The following is a 24,347-nucleotide window of genomic DNA, read 5'->3' on the forward strand; positions in this document are numbered from 1 at the left end:
ATATGCAACAAAAATTATTAGCTGCTTTCTGTGCGTTATTTATCCTGTCGTTAGCGAACCGTGTTTTTGCGCAGGAAGAGTGGTCTCTGAAAGAATGTATGGACTATGCTGTACAACAAAATAGGAACGTGGCCCTATCCAAGTTGGATGTTGAAAATAAATCAATCGATATTCAGATTGCGAAGCGCGAAAAGCTACCTAACTTAAATGCGTTCAGTAATATCTCTAGTAATTTCGGACAGTCACAAGATATCTTTGGAAACAATGCTAGGAACGACAATTTTAGTAATAGCATTGGGCTATCAAGTTCTGTTTCTCTCCTTAACTTCGGACGTATTAAGAACAGTGTAATCAAAACTGAAGCCTTGGTCAATGCTTCAAAAGAGGATGTTGAGCTCGCTAGGCGCAATACGCGCATGCAGGTTGCCCAAGCTTACTTACAAGTGCTTCTACAGAAAGAAATGGCTCGATTGATAGATTCTAGCGCTATTTTCTCCAGCTTGCAGTTGCAGAAGATACAACGATCCACAGACTTAGGTGTTACTGCCTTATCTGTCTTATATGAAGCAAAAGCGAATTACAGTCGCGATGTGCAGAAAAAAGCTGCTGCTAATCAACAAATCGATAAGGCTATTTTGGCACTTAAGTATGCCATGAACATGCAGGAGGATCAAGAAATCCGTATTGATGATAAGATTTCGTTTGTCGAGGAGCTCTCCCGGAACGATGTAAAGGTTGATTTATATTCAAATATGATCTGGAATGAACATCCGCTAATCAAGAAGTATCAGTATTTGAATGAATCTGTCATTGCTGAAAATAAAATCATTCGTTCCAGTCTTTATCCGAGTATCGACTTGAGTGTAAATGTCGGGAGTTTTTACTTCAATAATCTGACTCAGGGGTTCGGAAAGCTCCCTTACATGGAACAGATTCAAAATAACTTTTCTCAGCAAGTAACACTTTCACTAAATGTTCCAATTTATAATCGGAATAGTGTAAAGTATAATCTTCAGAAAAATAAGATTGTAATTCAGCAAAATGCGGAACAACTAGCGCTTGGAAAGCAGCAATTTAATCAAGAGATGCAAGGTTATCTTTTGGATTATAAAAACTACGAGAACCAACTTGCTTTAAGCAATGAGGCGCTAGATAATACTCGATTGGCTTTTGATATCAGCCAGAAGAGTTTTGACGCTGGAAAAATAAGCATATACGACCTGAATACTTCCCGAGCAAACCTCCTGAATGCTGAAAGTGAAACCATACAAGTGCGCTATAACATGGCATTTGCAAAATTGCTTATCCAATTAATGGCAACCGGCGATATAACGTTTTAAGTTCACTGTTACTATCATTACTTTCTTCATTCAATAATGTTCTAAAGCCGCTAATGGCGTTTGTTTATGCTCAATGAGATGGATAGAATTGCAATTTTGTATTTTCGCATAACTTAGCTAATACCATTTAAACATGATCAAAATATATCATAATCAAATGTGCAGTAAAAGCCGCGCTGCGTTGAGTCTATTAGAAGAAAGAGGAGAGGAGTTTGTAGTGACGGAATATCTGAATCAAGTTCCTTCGAAAGAGGAGTTAGAAGGGATTGTAAAAATGCTCGGTATAAGACCAATCGATCTCATTCGTAAGAATGAAGAAGTATTTAAGCAGAATTATGAAGATATGGAATTAGATGATGAGCAATGGATTGATATTATGATACAAAATCCTATTTTGATCGAACGCCCAATCGTCGTGAGAGATGGAACAGCAATAATTGGTAGACCAATTGAGAAAGTTCTGGAATTGTTGAAATAGAGCCTGATTTGTGTCGGATGATACAGTATAATTTTCTGAATTATCTATTAGTTAGAAAATTACCTGTCAGTATTTTTATGAAAAAATATTTGGGTTAAGGAAAGATTAATTTTATCTTCATGTCAATTAACCAATTCTTACGCATTACCAAAATAAGTCAGATTATGAAGAAATCGCCGTAGTATATTTTTTTTACTTTACATTCGTGTACGTACACAGTTGAATATTGTGACATGCCAATCAATCAAAAGGAGGATTCTCAAATACCTCCCAAAATCGTTAAACCAATGAAAAATTATGAAATCGACTAAGTATTCTTTATCGAAATCGTTGTTAATTATTATTCTGTATAGTTTCTTTCCCTTCCTACTTTTTGCGCAGGCTGAGCGAACTATCAACGGGACAATTATCGACGAAACAACGAAACGACCGTTAGTTGGAGCACTCGTAAAAGTGCGATCAACCAACAAAAGCAGCAGTACCGCCGAATTGGGGAAATTTCAAATTCAAGCTAAATCCGGGGATGTGCTTGAGATAAGTTTTATCGGCTATGTTCGTAAAACTGTCACCATTTCTGCTGCAAGGCAATACAACATTACCTTGCAACCAGTAGAAGAGAAGATGGAAGAGGTGGTTGTAATGGGATATGGGCAACAGATTAGTAAACAAGACCTCACAGGAGCGGTAGCTCAAGTAAAAATGAAAGATATTGAAAAGGCTCCTGTTCCTAATATCGATCAGGCACTTCAAGGACGCGTCGCGGGCGTTCAAGTGTCCGGAACAGATGGTCAACCGGGGGAAGGATTAAATATTGTCATACGAGGAGGTAATTCGCTGACTCAAGACAATTCCCCATTGTATGTCGTTGATGGATTTCCAATGGAGGACTTTGCAAGTTCAAGTATTAACCCAGATGACATTGCTTCAATTAGCATATTGAAAGACGCCTCGTCAACCAGTATTTATGGTGCAAGAGGAGCCAATGGAGTGGTATTAATAGAAACTAAAAAAGGGCGTGCCGGTGCACCTGTGATTACATTTAATAATTCAATTGGAGTGCAGCAAGTTCAAAAAACTATCGATATGATGGACCCCTATGAATTTGTTAAATATCAAAAAGAATTACACTTAGGAAATGCAAATTCGATGTATTTAGATTCCATGAATCGAACAGTTGAAGATTATCGCGGGATAGCAGGTGTCGATTGGCAAGATCAAATCTTTAGAAGCTCTTTAAATAGGATACATAATTTAGGTATTCGTGGTGGGAATTCGCAAACTAAGTTCTCGATTTCAGGCTCTGTGAATGATCAGAACGGTATTATTATTTATACTGGATATCAGCGATATCAAGGTCGGATGGCAATAGATCAGAATATCGGCAAGAAGCTAAAAGTTGGCCTTACGGCAAATTACACGAAAAGAAAGACCTTCGGAGGTGTCATTCGGGAAGGAGAGGGTGTCACAATTACCTCTCACCTGTTAAGCCGTGTTTGGGCATATCGTCCAGTAACTGGTTCTGGATCCAATCTATTAGAAGAAGATATGGATGCTGATGCAGAGAATCAATACGATGCTCGATTCAACCCAGTTGTTACACAGGAAAATTCCTACAACATGAAATACTACACCGATCTTATAACAAACGGCTATATTGATTATCAAATCCTACCGGAATTGAAATTTAAGAGTACCCTGATTTACAGTAGTAATCAATATCAATTCGACGATTTCTATAATTCAAAAACCCCTCAAGGAACTTTGATTAGCTATTTCAATAGTAAAGGTGTAAATGCGAGCGTTAATACGGGTGGTCGTAACACCTTTTCTACGAACAACACGCTAAACTTCACAAAAACATACAATAAACATCACAAATTATATGCGCTAGCTGGATTGGAAATCCAAACATCGAATGTCAAATCATATGGATTCTCAGTACAACAGTTGCCGAATGAACGATTAGGCATGGCAGGGGTAAAACAAGGAATTCCACTTGATATTCGCTCAACTTGGGCCGATTATTCGCTATTCTCTTTCTTCGGGCGTTTAGATTACAGCTATAAGTCTAAATACATCCTTACAGGAACCCTGCGTGCAGATGGTTCATCAAAATTTTCTCCGGCCAACCGTTGGGGTTATTTCCCTGCAGGAGCTTTGGCCTGGAATGCGACTAATGAAGAATGGTTTAAGCAGCAAAAGGTTCTTAATACCGCTAAGTTACGCGTAAGCTACGGTATGAATGGAAATAATAGGATTGGTGAATACACGCGTTTCCCAATGTTATCATTGCCAATTGGTGGCGCATATTCATGGGGTAATGAATCACCGACGCTCGGTGCAATTATGACCGCTTTGCCATCACAAGAAATTAAGTGGGAAACAACCGAAAATATCGATGTCGGAATGGATCTCAGTTTTTTAAAAGGTAGATTGGAATTAATTGTCGACTTATATCGTAAAAATACCCACGACTTACTTATGAATACCCAAATACCGACTAGTCAAGGGTTTTCGTTCGCGATGAAGAATGTCGGCTCAGTAAGGAATGATGGATTAGAGTTTACAATTAGTTCGAAAAATATCGATAAAAAAGACTTTTCATGGACTACAGACTTTAATATTAGTTTTAACCGAAGTAAAATCCTTGCTCTTAATGGTGATCAGGATAAGATTTTAAGTTTCCCAAGCTTCATTTCACAGTATGGCACGAATCCATTATATATATCTGAAGTAGGGCGACCTGTCGGAATGATTTACGGATTAGTGTGGGAAGGGACCTATAAATACGATGACTTTAACAATCCTTCCGAAGGAGTATACACGCTTAAAAATAATATACCGAATAACGGAAATGCCAATGTAGCGCCAGGGGATATCAAATATAAAGATATCAACGGCGACTTGACGATCGACGGTAAGGACTTAACCATTATCGGACGTGGACTCCCAATACATATTGGAGGTCTGAATAACCAATTTACTTATAAAGGTTTGTCATTGGCTGTATTCTTTCAGTGGTCTTTCGGAAATGATATCTACAATGCTAACAGACTTCATTATGAAGGAAACGGGAATGTTCGAACCAACTTGAATCAATACGCATCGTATGAAAATCGTTGGTCGCCAGAAAATCCTGATTCAGATATATTCAGAGCTAACGGGCAGGGAGTTATTGGATGGCATTCCTCTAGAGTCCTCGAAGACGGATCTTATCTGCGTCTAAAAACTGTAGCGATTGATTATAACATCCCAGCTAGATACATCAAAGCCGTTAAACTTAAAGGACTGGCAATAGGTGTTGCGGGACAAAATTTAGTCACATGGACAAAATATAGTGGTATGGACCCTGAAGTTTCCACACGTAATACGACATTGATGCCAGGCTTTGACTATTCAGCTTATCCTATGGCGCGGACTATTGTTGGAACATTGAAAGCAACTTTTTAATTCCAGATTATCATGAGAGAATCAATAAAATATATACTGGCAGCGTTGATTTGTACAAGTGCGCTATCATGTAAAAAGTTTCTGGAGAAAACACCGTATGACCTTTCTCCAGTTGGCTACTATGAAACAGAAAAAGAACTTACGGCAGGAATTGCAGGCGTATATGATCGTCTTGCAGGCATATACGGATCGGTATGGCTCTACCGTTTAGGACTAGAGGCTGATGAAGGTTATTATGCACGTAATAATTTACCTCAAGGCCCCCAAAACTTTAATTTTTCAGCTTCTCATAATGATGTAGCTGTAATTTGGAGAACGCTCTACGAAGGGATCTTCCGTGCTAATTTTCTTTTGGAGAATATTGATAAAAACACAAGCATCAATGAAGATTTTAGAAATAGAATAAGGGGAGAAGCTTATGCCTTGCGAGCTCACTTCTACTTTATGCTTGTGCAACAGTTCGGTGGAGTTCCTCTAATTCTACAGGCAACCAAGGACTCAAATGAAAATATGGACATTCCTCGCACTTCTGCAAAAGAGATTTATGACCAAGTTCTTATAGATTTCAAGGCTGCAGAAAGCTTGGTGGCTGATATAAGTAGTGTCAAACATGGAGGGCGCATCACCAAATCAGCTGTAAGGGGAATGCTGGCTCGGGTTTGTCTATATATGGCTGGTGAACCTTTAAAGGATGTTGCCAAATATGCTGAAGCAAAAGAATGGGCTGCAAAAGTGATAGACGACGTGTCTGCAGCACATAAATTGAACCCTGATTTTACAGAAGTATTTAAAAACTATGCGAGAGACCAATATGATATTGGTGAAAGTATTTGGGAAGTAGAATTTTGGGGAAATAGAACAGATACTTATACGGAGACAGGGTTTGTAGGATTTGCGAATGGACCAATCACCAGCAATGCATTGACTGGCAACGGTTTTGGTGGTGTTAAAGTTACTGCAAAACTCTACTTCAAATACCTTCCAGACGATGAACGTCGCGATTGGACTATTGCCAATTTTACCTATGTTAACTCTGGACCGGAAGGGAATAAAAATATGCTAACCTCAACTGCCGAGGGAGCAATATACAATCGTGAGGCCGCAAAATGGCGTCGAGAATTTGAAACATTGAAACCCAAAGCAACTGGGCAAACACCGCAAAATTTCCCTCTGTTACGTTTTTCTGATATACTCCTTATGTATGCGGAAGCAGACTTCTATGCTTCAAATAAAACCGTAACTGCAACGGCGATTGAATACTTAAACCAAGTTCGAAGAAGAGCGCACGGAAAGCTCAAACCTGAAGCGGAAAATGTAGCAGAGCATGATATTAGTCTGCAAATAGACGCTTCTGAGTTTGAAACCACTTTGAGAGACGAACGCATGCGCGAGTTTGCATTTGAGCAACTTAGAAAGTTTGATTTAATCCGATGGGGAACTTTCCTTCTTGAAATGCGTTCGGTGGTCGATCGAATGAACGTGGTTAATCCAAATGCAGCAAATCTTTATGCAAAGGAACGGTTTGTTAATGCTCAAGATGAAAAACATCTGTTATGGCCGATCCCTTCAATAGAGATGACAATGAACAAAGCAATGGTACAAAATCCAGGTTGGTAAACTAATTAGACGTTATGAAAAACTTAATTTATCTTTTCAGCATATTGATTTGCTTAAGCTCCTGTAAAGACGTTTTGGATGCAGAAGAAGTCGAAGATTTCTCTGTATCAACAACAAAAAGTGTATTTAAGGTTGGAGAGCAAATCCCATTTACAATAACAGGCAATCCAAAACTCATTAACTTTTATTCGGGACAGTTTGGAAATGATTACGATTCCATCTCGGGTCGCATTGTGTCGCCTGGCGAAATTGAGTTCTCTTTTAATCTCCGGTATAATTATCCGACCAGAACTGGTAGCGAGTTTGCAGTGCTAGCCTCTTCCGATTTCGAAGGAGAAAGGACTTCATTGGCTGACGTAAATGCAGCGACTTGGACTGATATTACCGATCGTTGTATTATAAAACGAGAGGATGCCTATATTAGTTCGGGAATCGTAAATGTGTCAGACCTGGTCGTTGAAGGCAAACCTCTACATTTTGCATTTAAATATATATTCGATCCAAAAAAAGGTAGTGCCGGTTCGGTCATGTGGATTAATACCGTACTAGTTACTAGTACCACAGAGAATGGAAAACAAACATTAAGTTCATCGTTATTGAATGATTTTCCATTGTATGCAGCAGTCAGCAAGGACAAAAATCCTTATCGATCTGATAATCGCTCTACAAACCTAGTGATGTGGAACAATGCAAATGCAACTGTTGAGGGAATTACCTATACAAACACAACATATACCGAGGAATACTTTGTAAGCAAAGGTTATCCAGCAGGGCTATCGGTTGATAATGGGCCAGATAAGCCAATTACAATCAAAGCCTATTCCGACGCGAGAATCGACGATTTCCAATATGTTTTCGACAAAGCAGGCACTTATAAAGTGGTATTCGAAGCAATGAACACCTCGATAAATGGCGAGAAAAAACTCATCAAAGAAATTAACCTAACCATAGAAGAATAATGATAGTAAATCGCTTAGCAAAAATCCTCGTACTGCTCGCGTGCCTACAATGTGGCTTTCTCGAATCCAACATTGCGCAGATCAGCACCATGGGGATCGATGTTCAAGACCCAGGAGCAACGCTTAGTAAGGGACAGCAGATTTTAACCATTGGCTTAGACCATAAAAATTGGATGTACAATACTGGAGAAGACGTAGTATTTGAAGTGCAGTACAATGGTACTCAAAAGGAACCCATTGAAGTATCCTACGCTTATGGTTTAGAGCGCATGAAGCCGATGAAATCCGGAAAATTGAAAATCAGCAACGGAAAACTGCGCATTCCGGCGGGAAGCTTCAGTGCCCCTGGATTTATCCGCTGTACAGTAAACATTGATGAGGATGGGAAACAACATACCGCAACTGCGACGGCCGGCATAGCTCCAGAGAAGATTTTGCCAACAATAGCTAACCCGGAAGACTTCAACAGCTTTTGGGGAAAAGCTATCATTGATTCTAAGAAAACAGCTTTAAATACTAAGCTCACACCAATGGATAACCAAGGATCGGAAGTAGTTGATGTTTTTCAGGTTGAGTATCAATTCAATAATAAAGGCGATAGAAAATTCTATGGTGTAATATGCATTCCGAAGAAGGCAGGAAAGTACCCTGCAATCATTCGGTTTCCTGGAGCTGGCTGGGTACCATTAAATGGAGACATAAAGACTGCTGAGCAAGGATACATTAGTTTAAGCCTTTATATCCATGGAAAACCCGTAAATAAAGACTTAGCCTATTATAAGGATCTTCAAGAAAATGAATTGAAAGATTACCAATTCAAGGGAACAACTAATAGAGATTCCTCTTACTATAAAAATGTGATTCTAGGTTGTGTTCGTTCGTTGGATCTAGTGTATTCTCTTCCGCAATTTGATGGGGAAAATGTAGTTGCTTGGGGCTCTAGTCAAGGAGGTGCGCTGTCGATCATAACGACTTCGTTAGAGCCGCGAATTAAATATGCTGTGGCATTATGCCCTGCGATGAGCGATTATACCGGCTATCTGCATGGACGAGCCGGAGGTTGGCCCCACTATTTCCTAAACGATGCATTGGATGAGGATACTAGAACTAAAATGATAGAAACGCTTCCGTATTACGATGTTGTCAATTTCGCGAGAAATATAAAGGTGCCTATGCAATTCTCTTGGGGCTTCAATGATGTCACTACTCCACCCACATCGTTTTATTCCGCATACAATATGATCAAGGGAGAGAAAAAGCTTTTTATTATCCCAGAAGGAGTGCATAAGATTTATCCCGAACAAGTGGATAAGACATACGCTTGGTTAAAAGCACAGATTGCCAAAAATCAACCTCATTAATTCTTATGAATTCTAGAAGAAATCTATTAAAGGGCTTAGGAGCGGGCGTTCTTGTAGCTGGGATACAGGGAATCGCAAATGCAGAGGAAAAGGGTAAGCGATTAGTAGCGCGTGCGATCAAGATTATTGCGAGCACGCAGGAGCTAATCTTAGAAAAGGGGGCCGTTGAAGGAGAGATATTTAAAACATTGGGCTATTATCACGAGCATGACGCTGGGGGAGCTCTCTACCTAATTACAAAGAAAGGTCAAGAATCACCTGGTGCAATAATTTTAAAGAATGGGTTGGTCGCGGAACTCTTGGAAAGCAATTCGGTAAATTATCAAATGTTCGGCACGAAATCCGATGGAGAATTTGATGATGGTATGGCCATAGAATCAGCACATGAATATGCAAACAAATATAACATCCCGGTAATCAATAGGCATGGCGAGTTCTGGATAAAAGCAACCAATGACATCAACATTCAAACTTCTGTCGAATGGGGTGCAACAGTATTTCATATTGATGAGCAATTTAATACTCCAAAAGCGTTCAAGTTTAATATTACCTCAAGAAGAGCAATTAAAGATCATCGGTTGGATGCCAATGACAAGTCCAGCTTAGTCGAGCATCTAGTTCCGGGTGTTACTGAACTTGCGGCATTAAATCAATTCCGCGGTAATCTTATTTATGTGGAGGATAAGAATGATCGCATTGGTTATCGTGCAGGAGCGCGTTTCGATGGGCAGTCCTGGGCGAAGCAGGAACTCTTTTTTGTGGAAGATCATGGAAAGGTGATCGGCGATATCGCATATACTTTTAAAGATTTCACTAGTTTCGAAATTATACCAGTGGATGATACTTACCTTACGATCAGTGGCGGATGTTTTGCCCTATCTGGAAATAGTTCAGGAAAAGGATATACCAAAAACGGGATTGCAATACGCCGCAGCAGAACGATTATCTCGAAACAGGTTGTTCGGTTGGCCCAAGGAGCAGTTGACATAGCGCCAAATGCGCGCACCGGTTTTTATAATTTTCATAAAGTCTACGAGGTTCGATTAGAGGATATCAAACTTATCCCTTACGAGCAAGATCGAGAAGGTACAGAACATGATGTTCCGGCAGGAACCTACGGAATTTCGGGAGATCGCATCTTAAATGGAACCTTTCGAAATGTTACCGCAGAAGGGGGAAAGGTACATTGGGGCGTTTTCGGCACGAATATGAACAAGAATTTCACGATTGAACTATGCCGATTAAACCGTGTGGATGTTCATTTTCACTGTTGGAATCTTCGTATCCACAATACCCATATTGGCCATCGCGGTATATCTGTTACCGGCGGTGGTGATTTAACAGTTAGAGATTGCGTCATTGAAGGAAGAAACATTATTAATTTCCGACAAGACTTTGGTTCGAAGTGGGATGGCGATATTCGCATTGAAAACGTTCATTTTAAACCGTCATTTCCATCATCCGCCAATTTGTTAGAAATGAGCCCTTCCAATTTCAATTATCACTATCCAATCGTATTGGGACGAACTATTATTGTTCAGAACATTCAAATAGATAGTACCTCTATGAATCCTAAGGCGGAAATTCAGCTCATCAACTTTCCGAAATTCGCGAAAATGGACCATGGAGAACGCGTAGCCTTTCCAAGCTATATTGAGTTCAGCAATGTGTTTTGTCGGGGGGCAGTATCCGGAGTTAAAGGATTTCAGCTACTGAAGCCACAAGGGTTTTATGTGGACAAGAAAGGTAGTTTTGATAGCTATTTTTTCCAACCCAATGTACAGGTAAGAATCGATCGAGTAGATTTACTTGATGGAAAGAATTTGATCAATTCAAATAATCCCTACCACTTCTCTTTTGTAGGAAGCGACGATATTGATGTCGATGAACACTCGGCATTTATCGAAATTGAATTTATTAAATCGCGTGACTTGCAGCTCAAAGCCGACGCTGTACCTATGCAAATTAAAGTGAGAAACTCAAGTATCTCACGTTTCGAGTTTGGGGAACAGGGCGAGCTTCAAGGAGAACTCTATCTAGATCACTCCAAATTTGCGCCCAATGTGAACAAGTTAAAACAAGTTCGTTGTGACTATAAAGCAACTTTAGGAACTATTTTTAGTAACACAACTATACACAGTCCTCGAATTCAAGATAAATACCAATTTGATGCCTTTGAACTTTATAAATTTATAGAAATCAATAAGCAAGTCTTAGGCACACATATCAATACGCGATTAGGCAAGGAATATGTAGAATATCTTGCTAGTAAGAAAATCAAGTTAAGTCCTGCGTTCCTAAATCAGCTATTGATCAGTAGGGGAGAGAAATAATAAATAAGCTGCGCTATCCCTATCGCAGCTTATTTTGCTATAAATAGTTTTTCTATCTACCACTCAGAAATACTGGAACCATTGGGTTCATGATAATTGCTTTTGCTAAACTTTTGCTAAAGAGTTTTTCGAAGAAATTCTTATCACTATTCCAAGTAAGCAGGAGTACGTCAGCCTGCAATTCCTCCACGACCTCCCTAACCAAATTCGAACTCTCTTTGCTGCGGATCAATTGCATTTCAAGCTGTTCTATTCCCAAATTATTCTGTAGATGATAACGATGTTCTTCCAGTTTCAATTCTTCATACACAGTAGGGTCCTTAACTTCTGGATGCATATGGACAATGCTGTATTTCAATTTGTCGTCCGAAACAACCTCCATAAAAGATTTCAGCGTATTTTCATCTCCTTTTTGATAATCTGTAAACAACACTGCGTGCGACAGTTGAAAATCATGAGAACGTTCTGGGACGATCAATAAAGAACAATTAATATCCTTAGCCACGTCGTAGGTATTACTACCCAAGACATTTTTTCTAGCTCCAGTTTCTCCGTGTGTCCCCATGATGACTAAGGAAATTTGATGTTCGTTAATGTAATTTTGGATACTGCTGATGAACGTGCCTTGAACACAACAAAAGGTTGCTTCCGTGGAGGGGATACCTAATTTGGATTCGAAGGCATCCAATTTGGCTTGTGAACTGCTGCTCGCTTGTTCGCTGTCTTTTTCATTTGTAGAACGACTCTGAAAGGCCGATTTAAATGCTTGATAGACATGAACAAAATGTAAATCATATCCGTATTTTTTTGCAAATGCTCGGGCATACTGCGCAGCGATAAATGCATTATTAGAAAAATCAATCGGTACTAATATGGACTTTCTCATAGGACATAAGAGTTAAAATAAATATGGTTTTAACGGAACGCCTTGGAAGCGTTCCTTTCCTATAATATAAGCATTCTGAACGACAAAAGCCAAATTTTATATTAGTTGTCTCTTGTAATTACAGAAACCGCGTCAGTTTTCAATTTTACCTTCAGCCAGCTCTCCAATCGATTTAGATCGCCCTCATTTAACTTGTTCTTTCCATCGATCATTAAAATCGTTTGCAGATGGGAACTATCCTTATTGACATAGACGTTTTGTTTACCAATAGAAAACGGGGATACTTGCGGAAATAAGGTTGTAATCTCCTCAATGAGAGCCTTATCGTTGAATGTATAAGCTGCAAGCTCATTCCGAAGGTTCTGTATGGTAATATCTTTTTCAGATACGTGCTGCGATTGTTTATTGATCTCTGCGAGGATATCTTTCTTAAGATCCACGCTATCTTGACGGATCAGTAATTTCGTATTATCCAAATTATAATTTCCTAATCGATCATTTAAATCTTTAAGCTCACTATCCGAGAAACGCTTCGCAAGGAATGCTAATTCAATTCTTTTCTCTCTGCTGTTAAATTGCGTGCGTTCATAAATCACAGTGTATCCCTTAGCCGCAAACTCATTTTGGATAAAAGTAGAGACATTTTGAGTGAACTTTCTTTCCTGCAATAGACTGTACGCTAAATAGAAACTTGGCACTAACATAATAATCAAGAGAACTGTAATCGTTCTTGTAATACGTTTCTCGCGTTGTGCATCCACAAATTTGATCTTTGGATACTTTAATAGCTTTACGATGAAAAGTGTAGAAATACAGATGAAGAAACAGTTGATCGTGTACAAATAAATTGCCCCTGAGAAATATGCAAAGTTACCGATTGCCAGTCCATAGCCTGCTGTACATAGCGGCGGCATTAATGCTGTTGCAATTGCCACGCCTGGAATCGGATTGCCTTTTTCTTTTCGCGTAATCGCAATTCCGCCAACCAAACCTCCAAAAAATGCAATCAATACATCATAGATATTCGGAGCAGTCCGGGCTAACAATTCCGACTGTGCCTCTTTGAATGGACTGAGCAAAAAGTATAGAAAAGATACAAACAAACTTACCAATGTAGCAACGCCTAAGTTTTTTGCCGACTTCTTCAACAGATCAAAATCATAAGTTCCTAATGCAAATCCAGCCCCAACAATAGGCCCCATTAGTGGGGAAATTAACATCGCACCAATGATTACCGCCGTAGAATTCACATTTAATCCAACCGATGCAACGACAATAGCACATGCTAAAATCCATAGATTAGCCCCCTTAAAGGAAATATTCGATTTCACATTCTCCAACACAACCTCTCTAGACTCCTCGCCATAATGGAGATTAAAGGAACGTAGTAATTTGATCATAGATATTGCTTTATGTCGGGAAAATACGAAAATCTTCGTTAAATTAGAATGTAATTTAATACCCTTAAAACCTAAATTAACCTATTTAATCAATACCCGGCACAATGAGTGGTCTTAGCAAACAACTTTTCGAGATAGCATTCGACGAATATTTTGACTTAATATATGCGGGGTTTTTCCGCAAAACAAAATCGCATGAGACCAGTCAAGATCTTACCCAAATAACTTTTATAAAGCTTTGGACATATCGAGCATCGGTAGATCTTGATATTCCGATTCGAATCCAACTACTACGAAAGGCAAAATTTGTCTATATAGACTGGTTACGACACGAAGCATATCTGAGAGAACGAAAAAAGGATCTTCATCTCGAAGAATTTACCATTTTGAACCAATTAAATTTTGAGCTGAGAGATCAATTGGAAATGGCCATTCAACAACTTCCCGACGTGGGACAAAAAGTGTTTAAAATGGCATATATAGATGGATTTAAAACCAAAGATATTGCGTCAGAATTGAACATTTCTGTTCGAACTGCTGAAAATCATTTATATAGATCATTGAAAAAACTTAGAAAAATCTTATGTCTTATAATGATTTATCAGAATTTTCAATAATTTTTTTTTCGAGTGAGTACTTTTGGCCCTGCAGACGAACTTAATAGAAACGTCTAACACTTGAAAAAGCCTAATATTGAAAAGTTTCTGAATAATCAATGCTCCTTTGAAGAAGCTAAACTGATTATAAATGATATTCTAAAAAATAGAACATCGATTGACGACATTGATCTTTTTGATAATCTTACTTACGACGACTATAACCACGCAGATTTAATATTCAAAAAACGACTTCAACTAGAATACTTCCCTCATAGAAAATTTAAATCCCTTCTTCCATTGGCACGGATTGCTTCAGTAGCAATTATATTCTTCGCATTAACTAGTGGTGCGATAAAAATAGATGAAGGACACTTTACGCTATCAAGGACCACAACCTATTTTAATCCTGGAGAAGACGAGTCTTACGCAATTCTTCCAGATTCATCACACCTAATATTAATGCCGAATACCAGCATTACATTTCCTACAAATTTTAAGGTAGCAAGAAGAATACGCCAAGAAAGAGGAACAGCAACTTATTATGTTTTACATAATTCTAAATCGCCATTTGTTGTTGAAATGAACAATATTTTAACAACAGCAATAGGAACGATTTTTACAGTCGAAGCTGGGCAAGATTATCGAGCTAAAGTATTATTACATGAGGGTAGTGTGAGGGTAGTTGACAAGAGCAATAAACAAAACTTAAAATTTTATTTGAAACCTGGCCAGTTTATTGTTTTCGACAAGGAATTCCAAACGATAATCCACAGCCAAAACAAAAGGAACATTTTACCTGACTGGCCAAATGAAGCGTCAGAATCGTTTATCAATAATTCCACAGATCTCCAATGGACAAATGATAACGTCTCATTTCATAAGATAGAGGTTCAGGAAGTATTCAATATAATAGAACAATTGTTCGACGTGAGGATATTTGTACAGTCGGATAGAGTCTTGCTTAATAGTTTTACCGGTCGAATATATCGAACCGATAATTTGGAGAAACTCTTACGAAACCTTGCTGTCTTGATGAACATACATTATACGATTGATAAAAATGTTATTACGATATCGCAGATGGAAGCGGAGCCTACCTAAGAATCCATCTAATTGAAATAATCTAAACTCTATCTAAAACCATTTAAATACCTACAATTATGAGAAAAACACTTCATTTTTTGATGTATGTTATTTTCGTCAGTTTGATGCTGAATGTCTCAGCTCAGGGACAAATAACAACCAAAGGGCGAATAATCACAATTGATGGTGAGCCCATTGCAGGCTCGACCATTGAGATTAAGGATGTAAAGACCGGAGCTATACAAAAAGTTGTGGCAGACGAATCCGGAATATTTACTCTAAATAATCTATCCTCCACCAATAGTTATCTTATCAGAGTTATACATCTGGGATTTAAGGAAGAATTAATTAGCGATTTTATTGTGTCAGAGAACAATAATAATTCCCTATTAATTAGGCTACAACCAGTTGAATCGGACCTTGACGAGGTGGTAGTAATTGGTTACGGCACTGCGAAGAAAAAAGATCTCACCGGCGCTATTAGCAGTATCAAAGCTGAAACCTTAAGTGCCCAAGCTCCTAGAAACGTCCAAGACCTTTTGAGGTCAAATGCTTCAGGATTACAAGTTGGAATTGGAACTGATGCAAAGGCCGAAGCGTCTGTCGGAATCCGTGGGGATGGATCACTGACCGCTAGCAATAACCCCCTAATCGTTTTAGATAATGTGATTTATGACGGCGCGATGGCTGATATCAACCCAAATGACATTGCAACCATTGATGTGCTGAAAGATGCTAGTTCTGCCGCTGTATATGGTTCAAGGTCTGCAAACGGAGTTATTGTTATTACAACAAAGCGAGGAAAAGTCGGTAAGCCACTAATTAATTTGACAGCGAACAATGGTTTTGCTAAGTCCGCAAATCAGCCGAAAATATTAGATCCTGCGGGCTTTCTCTTGTTTCGTAAAGATTATAACGAAGGACGCGTAATGGACGAATACCTAGCTAAATATCCGGAAATGTTTGTCGACCCGACAAAATTAAGTAAAGTAGATGTTCTTACTTGGTATAATTACGATCAAGCAAGCCCTGTTTCAAATGTCACTCAAGAAGAATTAACGACGAAATGGCTTTCTCGACTCAATTTTACTACGCCAGAAATCGAGAACTATTTCGCAAATAATATCACACGTTGGGACGAGTTAGTTTTTCAAAATGCGTTTCAGCAAGATTACAATTTAAGCGTATCGAATTCTTCCGAATATGTATCACAGTATATATCAGCCGGATACACGGGTAGAGAAGGAGTAATTGTCGGCGATCGGTATAAGAACTTACGTGCTCGTGTCAATGTTGAATCTAAAATTACGTCTTATTTAACTACTGGACTCAATGTTCAATTTGCGTCGAGGGATGAAGGCTATTTAAAAGCAAATTGGAGTCAAATGACAATGATATCGCCATACGGATCGAATAATATAGGGGATCCTACAAGTAAATATCAAAGGAGACCAACAGGATTGGATCCAATCAATCCATTCTATGATAATGCGTTTACTGATAGGGAACAATTAAATCAGAATATAAACGCAATTGTGTATGCAAAAGTTAAGCTTCCGTTCGGAATTGAATATAATATAAACTTTACACCATACCTCAATTGGTATAATTATTATAACCATTATTCGTCTCAAGGAGAAAATTGGAGTGCTCTAGGAGGATCCGCTGATCGGAATCATTCTAAAACATATAATTGGCAGGTTGATAACATACTGCGATGGAATAAGCAATTTCACGATGATCATAAGGTTGAAATAACTCTTTTGGCAAATGCAGAAAAAGGACAGTATTGGTCAACTTCCACCTATGCTTACGGATTTACACCAAACGACCATTTAGGCTACCATTTTATGAATGCCGGAGCAACTGCGACCGTAAAAAGTAATGATACTTATAAGACCGCGGATGCCCTAATGGGAAGATTATTCTATACTTTCAAAGATAGATATTTGCTAACGACGTCGATACGTCGAGATGGATATTCTGCTTTTGGTAAAAAGAACCCGCGGTCTTTATTTAGTGCTGTAGCGTTAGGCTGGGTATTTTCTGAAGAAAATTTTTTTAATAAATCTGGAGTCTTCAATTATGGTAAGCTTAGATTTTCTTGGGGTGAAAATGGGAATCGCGAAATTGGCCAATATGCTGCTTTGTCACAAATGCAGTCTAGTTTGTTCCCATATTTAAACACGGGCGGAAATTTCTTTACAACATCACAGATATATGTAACAACAATGGCCAACTATAATCTAAAGTGGGAGAGGACAGGAACTTACAATGTTGGTTTAGATTTCGGGTTGCTAAACAATAGACTTACTGGCTCGCTAGAAGGATATCTTGCCACGACAACTGATCTTCTAATGGAGCGGTCACTGCCCAATATCACAGGGTTTAGCGACGTCATGTCAAATCTTGGAAAGTTGAGTAACCGTGGAATCGAATTGACGCTTAATGGAACGATGATCAAAAATGAAACGTTTTCTTGGATGCTTTCTGGAAATCTTTCTTCTAACCGAAGAAAAATCGAGTCGCTCTATGGCGACATAATTTCAGTTGTAGATGAAAACGGTAATGTGATTGAATCAAGAGAAGCCGATGATGAGGCTAACCAATGGTTTATTGGACAGGATCCAGATCGTGTATGGGCGTATGAGCGTCGAGGTGTTTGGCAATATGATGAATCTGAAATAGCTAAAACATATGGACTACAGCCTGGTGATTTTAAATATGTAGACCAAAATGAAGATGGCGTAATGAATAACAAGGATAAAATATTTCAAGGATATAGAACGCCAAGAATACGGTGGTCCCTAAGAAACGAATTGAATTACAGAAATTTCGATCTCTCCTTTGTTCTTTATTCCTATTTAAAATATTATGGCGCATTTCAACGTGCAGCAAACACTTATTCCTTTCCAGATCGGACATCAGATTACGATTTTCCAAGATGGACGAAAGAAAATCCAATCGATGATTATGCTAGAATAGGATCGAAAAATATCGGAACGAATTGGGTAAGCAAATCTTTCGTAAGATTGGAAAATATCACCCTTTCCTATAATGTGCCAAAATCCATTTTAAACAAGTTAGAAATCCAGAATTTAAGACTCAATCTTACAATGCAAAATGTCGCTGTCATGGCAAAAAAATGGTCCTTTTGGGATCCGGAAAGTGAAACTGTAACTCCTCGGACTCTAAATTTTGGAATTAATCTCACACTCTAACTAAAATCTAAATATTATGAAACGATTTAATATTACAATACAGATTATAATTTTCGTCGTTGTGCTTAATGCCAGCTGCAAGAAATCATGGTTAGACCCGAAACCACTCTCATTTTATACACCAGAAAATACATTCGATAAGGAAGGTGGCTTTGACGCGGCATTAGCTGCTTGCGAAAATATTATGCGGTCTGAATTTAATGGTGACGGGATGCCTCAATTGACTGAAATGATTTTGTCTGATATTGCTGTCGAAGGAACCACTGATAAAGCCGGACCACAAATGGATATCGACATTACCTTACTTCCAGATGCTAATTTAAATCATATAGACTTCACGAAAGTTGGCTGGTATTGGGAAAACGCGTATAAAGCGATTCAATATGCAAATATAATTCTTTCTAGAGTTTCTGATCTAGAGTTCAAAGACCCGGTTGAAAAGAAACGAATTATTGGACAAGCATATTTTCATAGAGCTTATTGGTATTATAAATTAGTTCACCAATTCGGAGATGTACCATATATTGAACACGAAATAAACGAACCTCGAACCGATTATTTTACAAACAGTCGCTGGGATATATTAAATAGATTGAAGTCTGAATTGGAAACTGCATATCAAGATGTTCCACAATCAACAAATAGAGGGCGGGTTAACAAGGGAGCAGTTGGTACGTTATTGGTAAAAATATACTTATCAATAGGAGAATTTCAGAAAGCTGTTGATATAGGAAAACAGGTTGTAAGTGCACACCCACTAATGACGAACCGTTTTACCCCAAATCAATCTAAAGCCAATACAAATTTGATGCATGATTTACATAGCGTAGCGGCAAAAATTGATTTAAGTAACACTGAAGGAATTTTATATGTTATGTCTTATCCCAATGTTTTGGGATCAATTCGATCTCAACTCGGTCGTCAATTAATTCCACGGATTGTGGGCGTGACTACACCCGATGGTAAAACAGGAGTAGCTTTTGATAAATCAGTAGAACCAGCTTTGGATATTAATAACAAATACGGCCGAGGTATAGGGCGAGCACGTTTGACAAATTATTATCAATATACGATTTGGACATCTAAAGAAAAGAACGACATTAGAGGAGTTCATAACAGAGATAGTTGGGTAAGTCCAGCAGATTTAAAATATAATGATCCCAATTTAAAAAATAGTGGAAATATTTATTATGGAAAAAATCTGGTTAAAAACCCGGCGATGTCTGTTGAGGATTCTATACGAAGTTGGTACCAATGGCCGCATTATAAAACATTTGTTCCTGATCCATTATCGGGAGACTGGAATTGGGGTGGCGAAACACCGATGTATATATACAGATCGGCTGAGGTATATTTACTTATAGCTGAAGCATATTATTGGATGAACAATTTAGCTGGAGCAGCTGAGATGTTAAATGTTGTTCGAGCAAGATCAAATGCTAATTTACTTTCAAGTTCAGACATAAACATTGGTTCAATTGTCGACGAGAGAGCGAGAGAGTTATATTTCGAAGAAAATAGACATTTAGAATTAAGCCGAATTGCTTTTATATACGCCAAAACTGGTAAAAATTGTGAATATTTTGGTAGAACTTACAAATTAGAGACAATATCAGGACCGGCTGGGTCGTCTTATAATAAACAATCCGGCTACAATTTTTATTTCGATTGGGTCAATGAAAAGAACAATTTTTATAACAAAGGTGTAAAGCATAGATGGGCTGAATATAAAATTAGTAACCATCACATCCTTTGGCCAATTCCGGCCGCCGCAATTAATGCAAACACGAAAGGAATAATCAATCAAAATATCGGTTATCCTGGTTCAGAAAACAATCAAACTCCTAAACCTTTATAGAAAAAACGATGAAAACTATATTATATTTAATTATCTTCATAAGTCTTGTTCCCTATAAAGGACTTTGTCAGAAAGTTAACTACGACGAATCCCTCGTTACAGCTTACACACTCCCTGATCTTCTGACTTCAAACTCAGGACTCAAAGTCAACAATAAACAAAAATGGGAGCAAATCAGACGCCCAGAGATTTTAGAGATGTACAGCAATCTCGTCTACGGCAGAACTCCGACCGAAGACATCCCTGTCAGCTACCAACTTCTTACCGAAAATAAGCAGGCTTTGGATGGAAAAGCGACCATGCGGCAAGTCAAGATGACCTTCTCCAAGAACGGTAAAACGGTAAATGCCCTGCTATTATTGATGCTACCCAACCATGTCAAAAAGAAGATTCCCATGATTGTAGGCTATAACTTTAAAGGCAATCATAGCACGATAAACGACTCCACAATTCTATACAGTGACAACTTTAAGCTCGTTCGTGAGCCTGATCATTTGGATTGGAAGCGTGGCGTTCAAGCACAGCGCTGGGACTACAAACAAATCATAGAAAGAGGATACGGTGTAGCAACTATGTGCTATCATGATATCTTCCCTGATAAAGATGGTTTTAAAGACTACAGCATTGCGGCTTTATTCTCCGATTACGAATCTCGAAAGGAGCAAGGGGATAACTGGGAAGCCATTGGTGGATGGGCATGGGGATCCTCAAGAATCGTCGATTACCTGGAAACCATACCCGAAATAGATAAAAACAAATTTGCCTTACTTGGACATTCCCGTCAGGGGAAAGCCGCACTCTGGGCAGGCGCACAAGACCCTAGGTTCAGTATCGTTATCTCCAACAACTCCGGTGAAGGTGGCGCAGCACTCGCCCGCAGAAATTACGGCGAAACCTTACAGATTGTCTGCAACATTAAGCCCGCCTGGTTTGCCAAAAACCTCAACGCCTATCACCATAAAATCGATGAGATGCCATTCGACCAGCATATGCTCATTGCCTTGATTGCGCCGCGAGCGGTCTATGTCGCGAGTGCCGAACAAGATCGTTGGGCGGACCCAAAAGGAGAATACCTCGCGGCATATCATGCCGGCCCAGTCTACGCCTTATACAAAAAGAAAGGACTCCCCAGCGAAATCCATCCAAATCTACATCAACCAATTTACAATGACATTGGATACCACATCCGCGCCGGAATCCACGATGTAAACTCATACGATTGGTACTGTTATTTGAACTTTGCGGATAAAAAATGGAAGTGAGTAAAAATGAAGGTTGTCTTGAACCAGGAAAAAAAGGATGAAAGGATGACCATGATCAGAAAGAAAAATAGCGGTGAAAATAACGCCCTGCAAAGATCCTGATCATCCTAAAATCCTTCCTTTCCTGGTTCAAAGACAGCAAAAAAACAATGAAAGGATGACCATGATCAGAAAGAAAAATAGGGGTAAAAATAGCGCACTGCAAAGATCCTGATCATCCTAAAATCCTTCCTTTCCTGGTTCAAAGACATCTAAAATCTAATCTCTCAAAATTAATCCAATCCTATCATAAGGAATTGCCTGAAACTTCGGCAGCACCTCTTTTATCCTGACGCTATCTTTTAGATTGAAGTTCTTGTTTTTGTAATCAACGAATGGATCGCTTTTCTCGCTATCTTTCAGGAATAACATATTAGAATTTACGTAGTTACCGGAAGCAAAATTACCGCATAGGAAAGCGATATTATTATCAGAGAAGTTGTACCGCATCGGCACAACAGCTGTATCTAGAATAGTATGCAATTGAGGGTAAGCATCTTTGTAAGCATCCGAACGAATATCGACGCGCTCTGTCAGTTTATTCTGAAGATCGGCCGCCATGAGGTCGGTTTTCCACTTTTCGATAGTCCATGGGCTATTGCCTAGAGCTTGCTTGCAGTTGATGAAGATATTGTTTGTGAAATAGTTGTTATAGCCGCCATTGACATGCACCGCGCCGAATGAACCTTTATCCGTTGGGTTACCGCATCGATTGAAAATATTGCCATAAACGTAATGGCCAACCGTACCATCGTCTAGATATACCGCACAAACGCGATTCTCATCATCCTTATAAACGTTCTCAAAATAGTTATAGCGGATCGTATTGTTTTGCTCTGCTTGGTTTCTACCGGTATACATGGCACCCATATCAGAAGCATTTTGACAAACATTGGCAATCTTGTTGTACTCAAAAAGCAGGTTATTCCCTTGAAAGCCGATCGCCATATGCGGGGCCGAATGCACATAGCAATGTCTTACCGTATGCCCAACACCGGTTACCCGTACCGCTGGCGCATAGGTCTTATTGAATAGGTTGAAGTTGGAAATCTCACAGTTTTGAACCAAATTATTTCCGGGAGTCAGCGTTCTGTTGTCACCACCGTTGATATAAATCCCACCAGATCCCATATTGTTGATATAGCAATTCTCGATTCGTACGAAACTATTCAAATTCTGATTATCGATTTCTGTCTTCAGATCAGTAGGATAAGTGTCACCCATCGAAATCGCGCGTCCTCCGAGATTCTCAAAACGGCAGTCCCGAATGTTCACATGACTAACATATCCCAAATAAACACCCAGTCCACGTGCAAATTTAAAGTCTATATTTTCTATGTTCAAGTAATTTACCCCCTCGAGCATCAGGAAAGGCTCAGCAAACTGAGTCAATCGAACATCCGTATCGCCCGCAATGGTATTGTTCGGGTACACAAAAAGTCGATTCGCATCCCGATCGAAAAAATACTCGCCGGGCTGATCGACCTCCTCTAGAATATTATAGAAATGAAAACCACGAATCTTATGAGAATGCTTCAAACCCCAATCTGAGGTGTCAGCACTGGAATGAAATCCATAGATATGGGGATGTGCTGTGTTGATCGTCTTCTTCTTGGTATCTATAGACTGAATCATTACATTATCATCCGCATAACCGTAGGCAAAGTATCCATAAATCCAGATATTATCTTTTTGTTTCCAATTCTTAATATCACCGAGATATTTAAACTGTGCCCCATACGGATTATCTACTTTGCCGTAACGAGCGATGGAACCTTTATTCAGTACGTCTGCAATCTTGACAATAGGTTCGCCATCATTTGGCCAACGACCTAAATCATAAGCTTCATTATCGATAAACAACATACTGCTTGAAGGAACCAACTCCTCAATGCTGTAACCGAAGCCGTGCGGGAAGAGTCCTTCGTCTAAAGAAGCACCCGAAGCATTCACATCAGCTACTAAAATCTTGTTTACAGCGGTCTTATGCAAGAAACTACGTTCTTTTCGATCCTTAACTGGAGTAAAATCCGACCCTTTAATCTTGATAGCTCCAGTGAACACGACTTCCTCGTTTTCATAAGCAGCAATAATCGTCGGTTTGCCCGCTGTTCCAGAAAGTGTTCGGTCAATTCTTGCCGCCCGATTAAAAGGATATTCACCCCCTCGCAAATAAATCTTTATGCCGTCCTGCGGTTGCCTTTGCTTCATCTCCTTAGCTTTGGCAAGCGCAGTTTCCAAGGTCTGTAGTGGTTGCTCCAGAGTGCCCGCATGTTGATCATTCCCATTCGGGGAAACATACAGGACGATTTCGGCTTTCGCAATAATTAGAGTAAATAGAAGAATCGAAGTAAGCAAATATCTTTTCATAAAGAAACAGGTTATGGATAGGTTTATGCGTTAGATCTTAATTAGTAAACAAAATAGGAATATTCTTGGTTTTTGACAAATAAAAAACCTG

The 24,347-nt window shown here is 39.0% G+C and carries 15 protein-coding genes; 12 read left to right on the forward strand and 3 right to left on the reverse strand.

Annotated elements, in window-relative coordinates; translation table 11 throughout:
• The first annotated feature begins 2 nt into the window (after window positions 1-2).
• From DSM08_RS09455 to DSM08_RS09485, 7 genes are all read left to right on the forward strand, one after another.
• Window positions 3-1,340, forward strand: coding sequence for a TolC family protein (locus DSM08_RS09455; RefSeq protein WP_149525921.1), 1,338 nt, complete (start codon window positions 3-5; stop codon window positions 1,338-1,340).
• Between the two features lie 133 nt (window positions 1,341-1,473).
• Window positions 1,474-1,818 (forward strand): arsenate reductase (glutaredoxin), encoded by a 345-nt coding sequence (gene arsC / locus DSM08_RS09460; protein WP_149525922.1) that lies wholly within the window; start codon window positions 1,474-1,476, stop codon window positions 1,816-1,818.
• Between the two features lie 297 nt (window positions 1,819-2,115).
• Window positions 2,116-5,268, forward strand: coding sequence for a SusC/RagA family TonB-linked outer membrane protein (locus DSM08_RS09465; protein ID WP_149525923.1), 3,153 nt, complete (start codon window positions 2,116-2,118; stop codon window positions 5,266-5,268).
• A gap of 12 nt (window positions 5,269-5,280) precedes the next feature.
• Window positions 5,281-6,885, forward strand: a complete 1,605-nt coding sequence (locus tag DSM08_RS09470; protein ID WP_149525924.1) for a RagB/SusD family nutrient uptake outer membrane protein — start codon at window positions 5,281-5,283, stop codon at window positions 6,883-6,885.
• A gap of 14 nt (window positions 6,886-6,899) precedes the next feature.
• Window positions 6,900-7,844, forward strand: coding sequence for a DUF5017 domain-containing protein (locus tag DSM08_RS09475; protein WP_149525925.1), 945 nt, complete (start codon window positions 6,900-6,902; stop codon window positions 7,842-7,844).
• The gene (locus DSM08_RS09480) at window positions 7,844-9,205 is read left to right on the forward strand and encodes an acetylxylan esterase (protein ID WP_149525926.1); all 1,362 of its coding nucleotides are present in this window, start codon (window positions 7,844-7,846) and stop codon (window positions 9,203-9,205) included. Before DSM08_RS09475 ends, DSM08_RS09480 begins: the two co-directional genes overlap by 1 nt.
• A 5-nt stretch (window positions 9,206-9,210) precedes the next feature.
• On the forward strand, window positions 9,211-11,538 hold the full coding sequence (locus DSM08_RS09485) for a hypothetical protein (RefSeq protein WP_149525927.1): 2,328 nt from the start codon (window positions 9,211-9,213) through the stop codon (window positions 11,536-11,538).
• Window positions 11,539-11,590: 52 nt separating this feature from the next.
• Here DSM08_RS09485 and DSM08_RS09490 read toward each other — a convergent pair whose 3' ends face one another.
• Window positions 11,591-12,424 (reverse strand): universal stress protein, encoded by an 834-nt coding sequence (locus tag DSM08_RS09490; RefSeq protein ID WP_149525928.1) that lies wholly within the window; start codon window positions 12,422-12,424, stop codon window positions 11,591-11,593.
• A 101-nt stretch (window positions 12,425-12,525) separates the two neighbouring features.
• Complete coding sequence (locus tag DSM08_RS09495) at window positions 12,526-13,824, reverse strand: DUF389 domain-containing protein (RefSeq protein WP_149525929.1); 1,299 nt, start codon at window positions 13,822-13,824, stop codon at window positions 12,526-12,528.
• 104 nt (window positions 13,825-13,928) lie between these two features.
• Here DSM08_RS09495 and DSM08_RS09500 point away from each other — a divergent pair, with 104 nt between their 5' ends.
• From DSM08_RS09500 to DSM08_RS09520, 5 genes are read left to right on the forward strand one after another with little or no spacing between them, the layout of a single operon-like run.
• Window positions 13,929-14,441: an RNA polymerase sigma factor gene (locus DSM08_RS09500; protein ID WP_149525930.1), complete on the forward strand. Its 513-nt coding sequence runs from the start codon at window positions 13,929-13,931 to the stop codon at window positions 14,439-14,441.
• Window positions 14,442-14,501: 60 nt separating this feature from the next.
• Window positions 14,502-15,524, forward strand: a complete 1,023-nt coding sequence (locus DSM08_RS09505; protein WP_149525931.1) for a FecR family protein — start codon at window positions 14,502-14,504, stop codon at window positions 15,522-15,524.
• A gap of 59 nt (window positions 15,525-15,583) precedes the next feature.
• Window positions 15,584-18,727 (forward strand): SusC/RagA family TonB-linked outer membrane protein, encoded by a 3,144-nt coding sequence (locus DSM08_RS09510; RefSeq protein WP_149525932.1) that lies wholly within the window; start codon window positions 15,584-15,586, stop codon window positions 18,725-18,727.
• 16 nt (window positions 18,728-18,743) lie between these two features.
• Window positions 18,744-20,585, forward strand: a complete 1,842-nt coding sequence (locus DSM08_RS09515) for a RagB/SusD family nutrient uptake outer membrane protein (RefSeq protein WP_149525933.1) — start codon at window positions 18,744-18,746, stop codon at window positions 20,583-20,585.
• 8 nt (window positions 20,586-20,593) lie between these two features.
• On the forward strand, window positions 20,594-21,847 hold the full coding sequence (locus DSM08_RS09520) for a glucuronyl esterase domain-containing protein (RefSeq protein ID WP_149525934.1): 1,254 nt from the start codon (window positions 20,594-20,596) through the stop codon (window positions 21,845-21,847).
• 258 nt (window positions 21,848-22,105) lie between these two features.
• Here the strand turns inward: DSM08_RS09520 and DSM08_RS09525 are convergent, their stop codons facing one another.
• Complete coding sequence (locus DSM08_RS09525) at window positions 22,106-24,256, reverse strand: right-handed parallel beta-helix repeat-containing protein (protein WP_149525935.1); 2,151 nt, start codon at window positions 24,254-24,256, stop codon at window positions 22,106-22,108.
• Window positions 24,257-24,347 lie beyond the last annotated feature (91 nt).

Source organism: Sphingobacterium hotanense (genome assembly GCF_008274825.1).
Classification (GTDB): domain Bacteria; phylum Bacteroidota; class Bacteroidia; order Sphingobacteriales; family Sphingobacteriaceae; genus Sphingobacterium; species Sphingobacterium hotanense.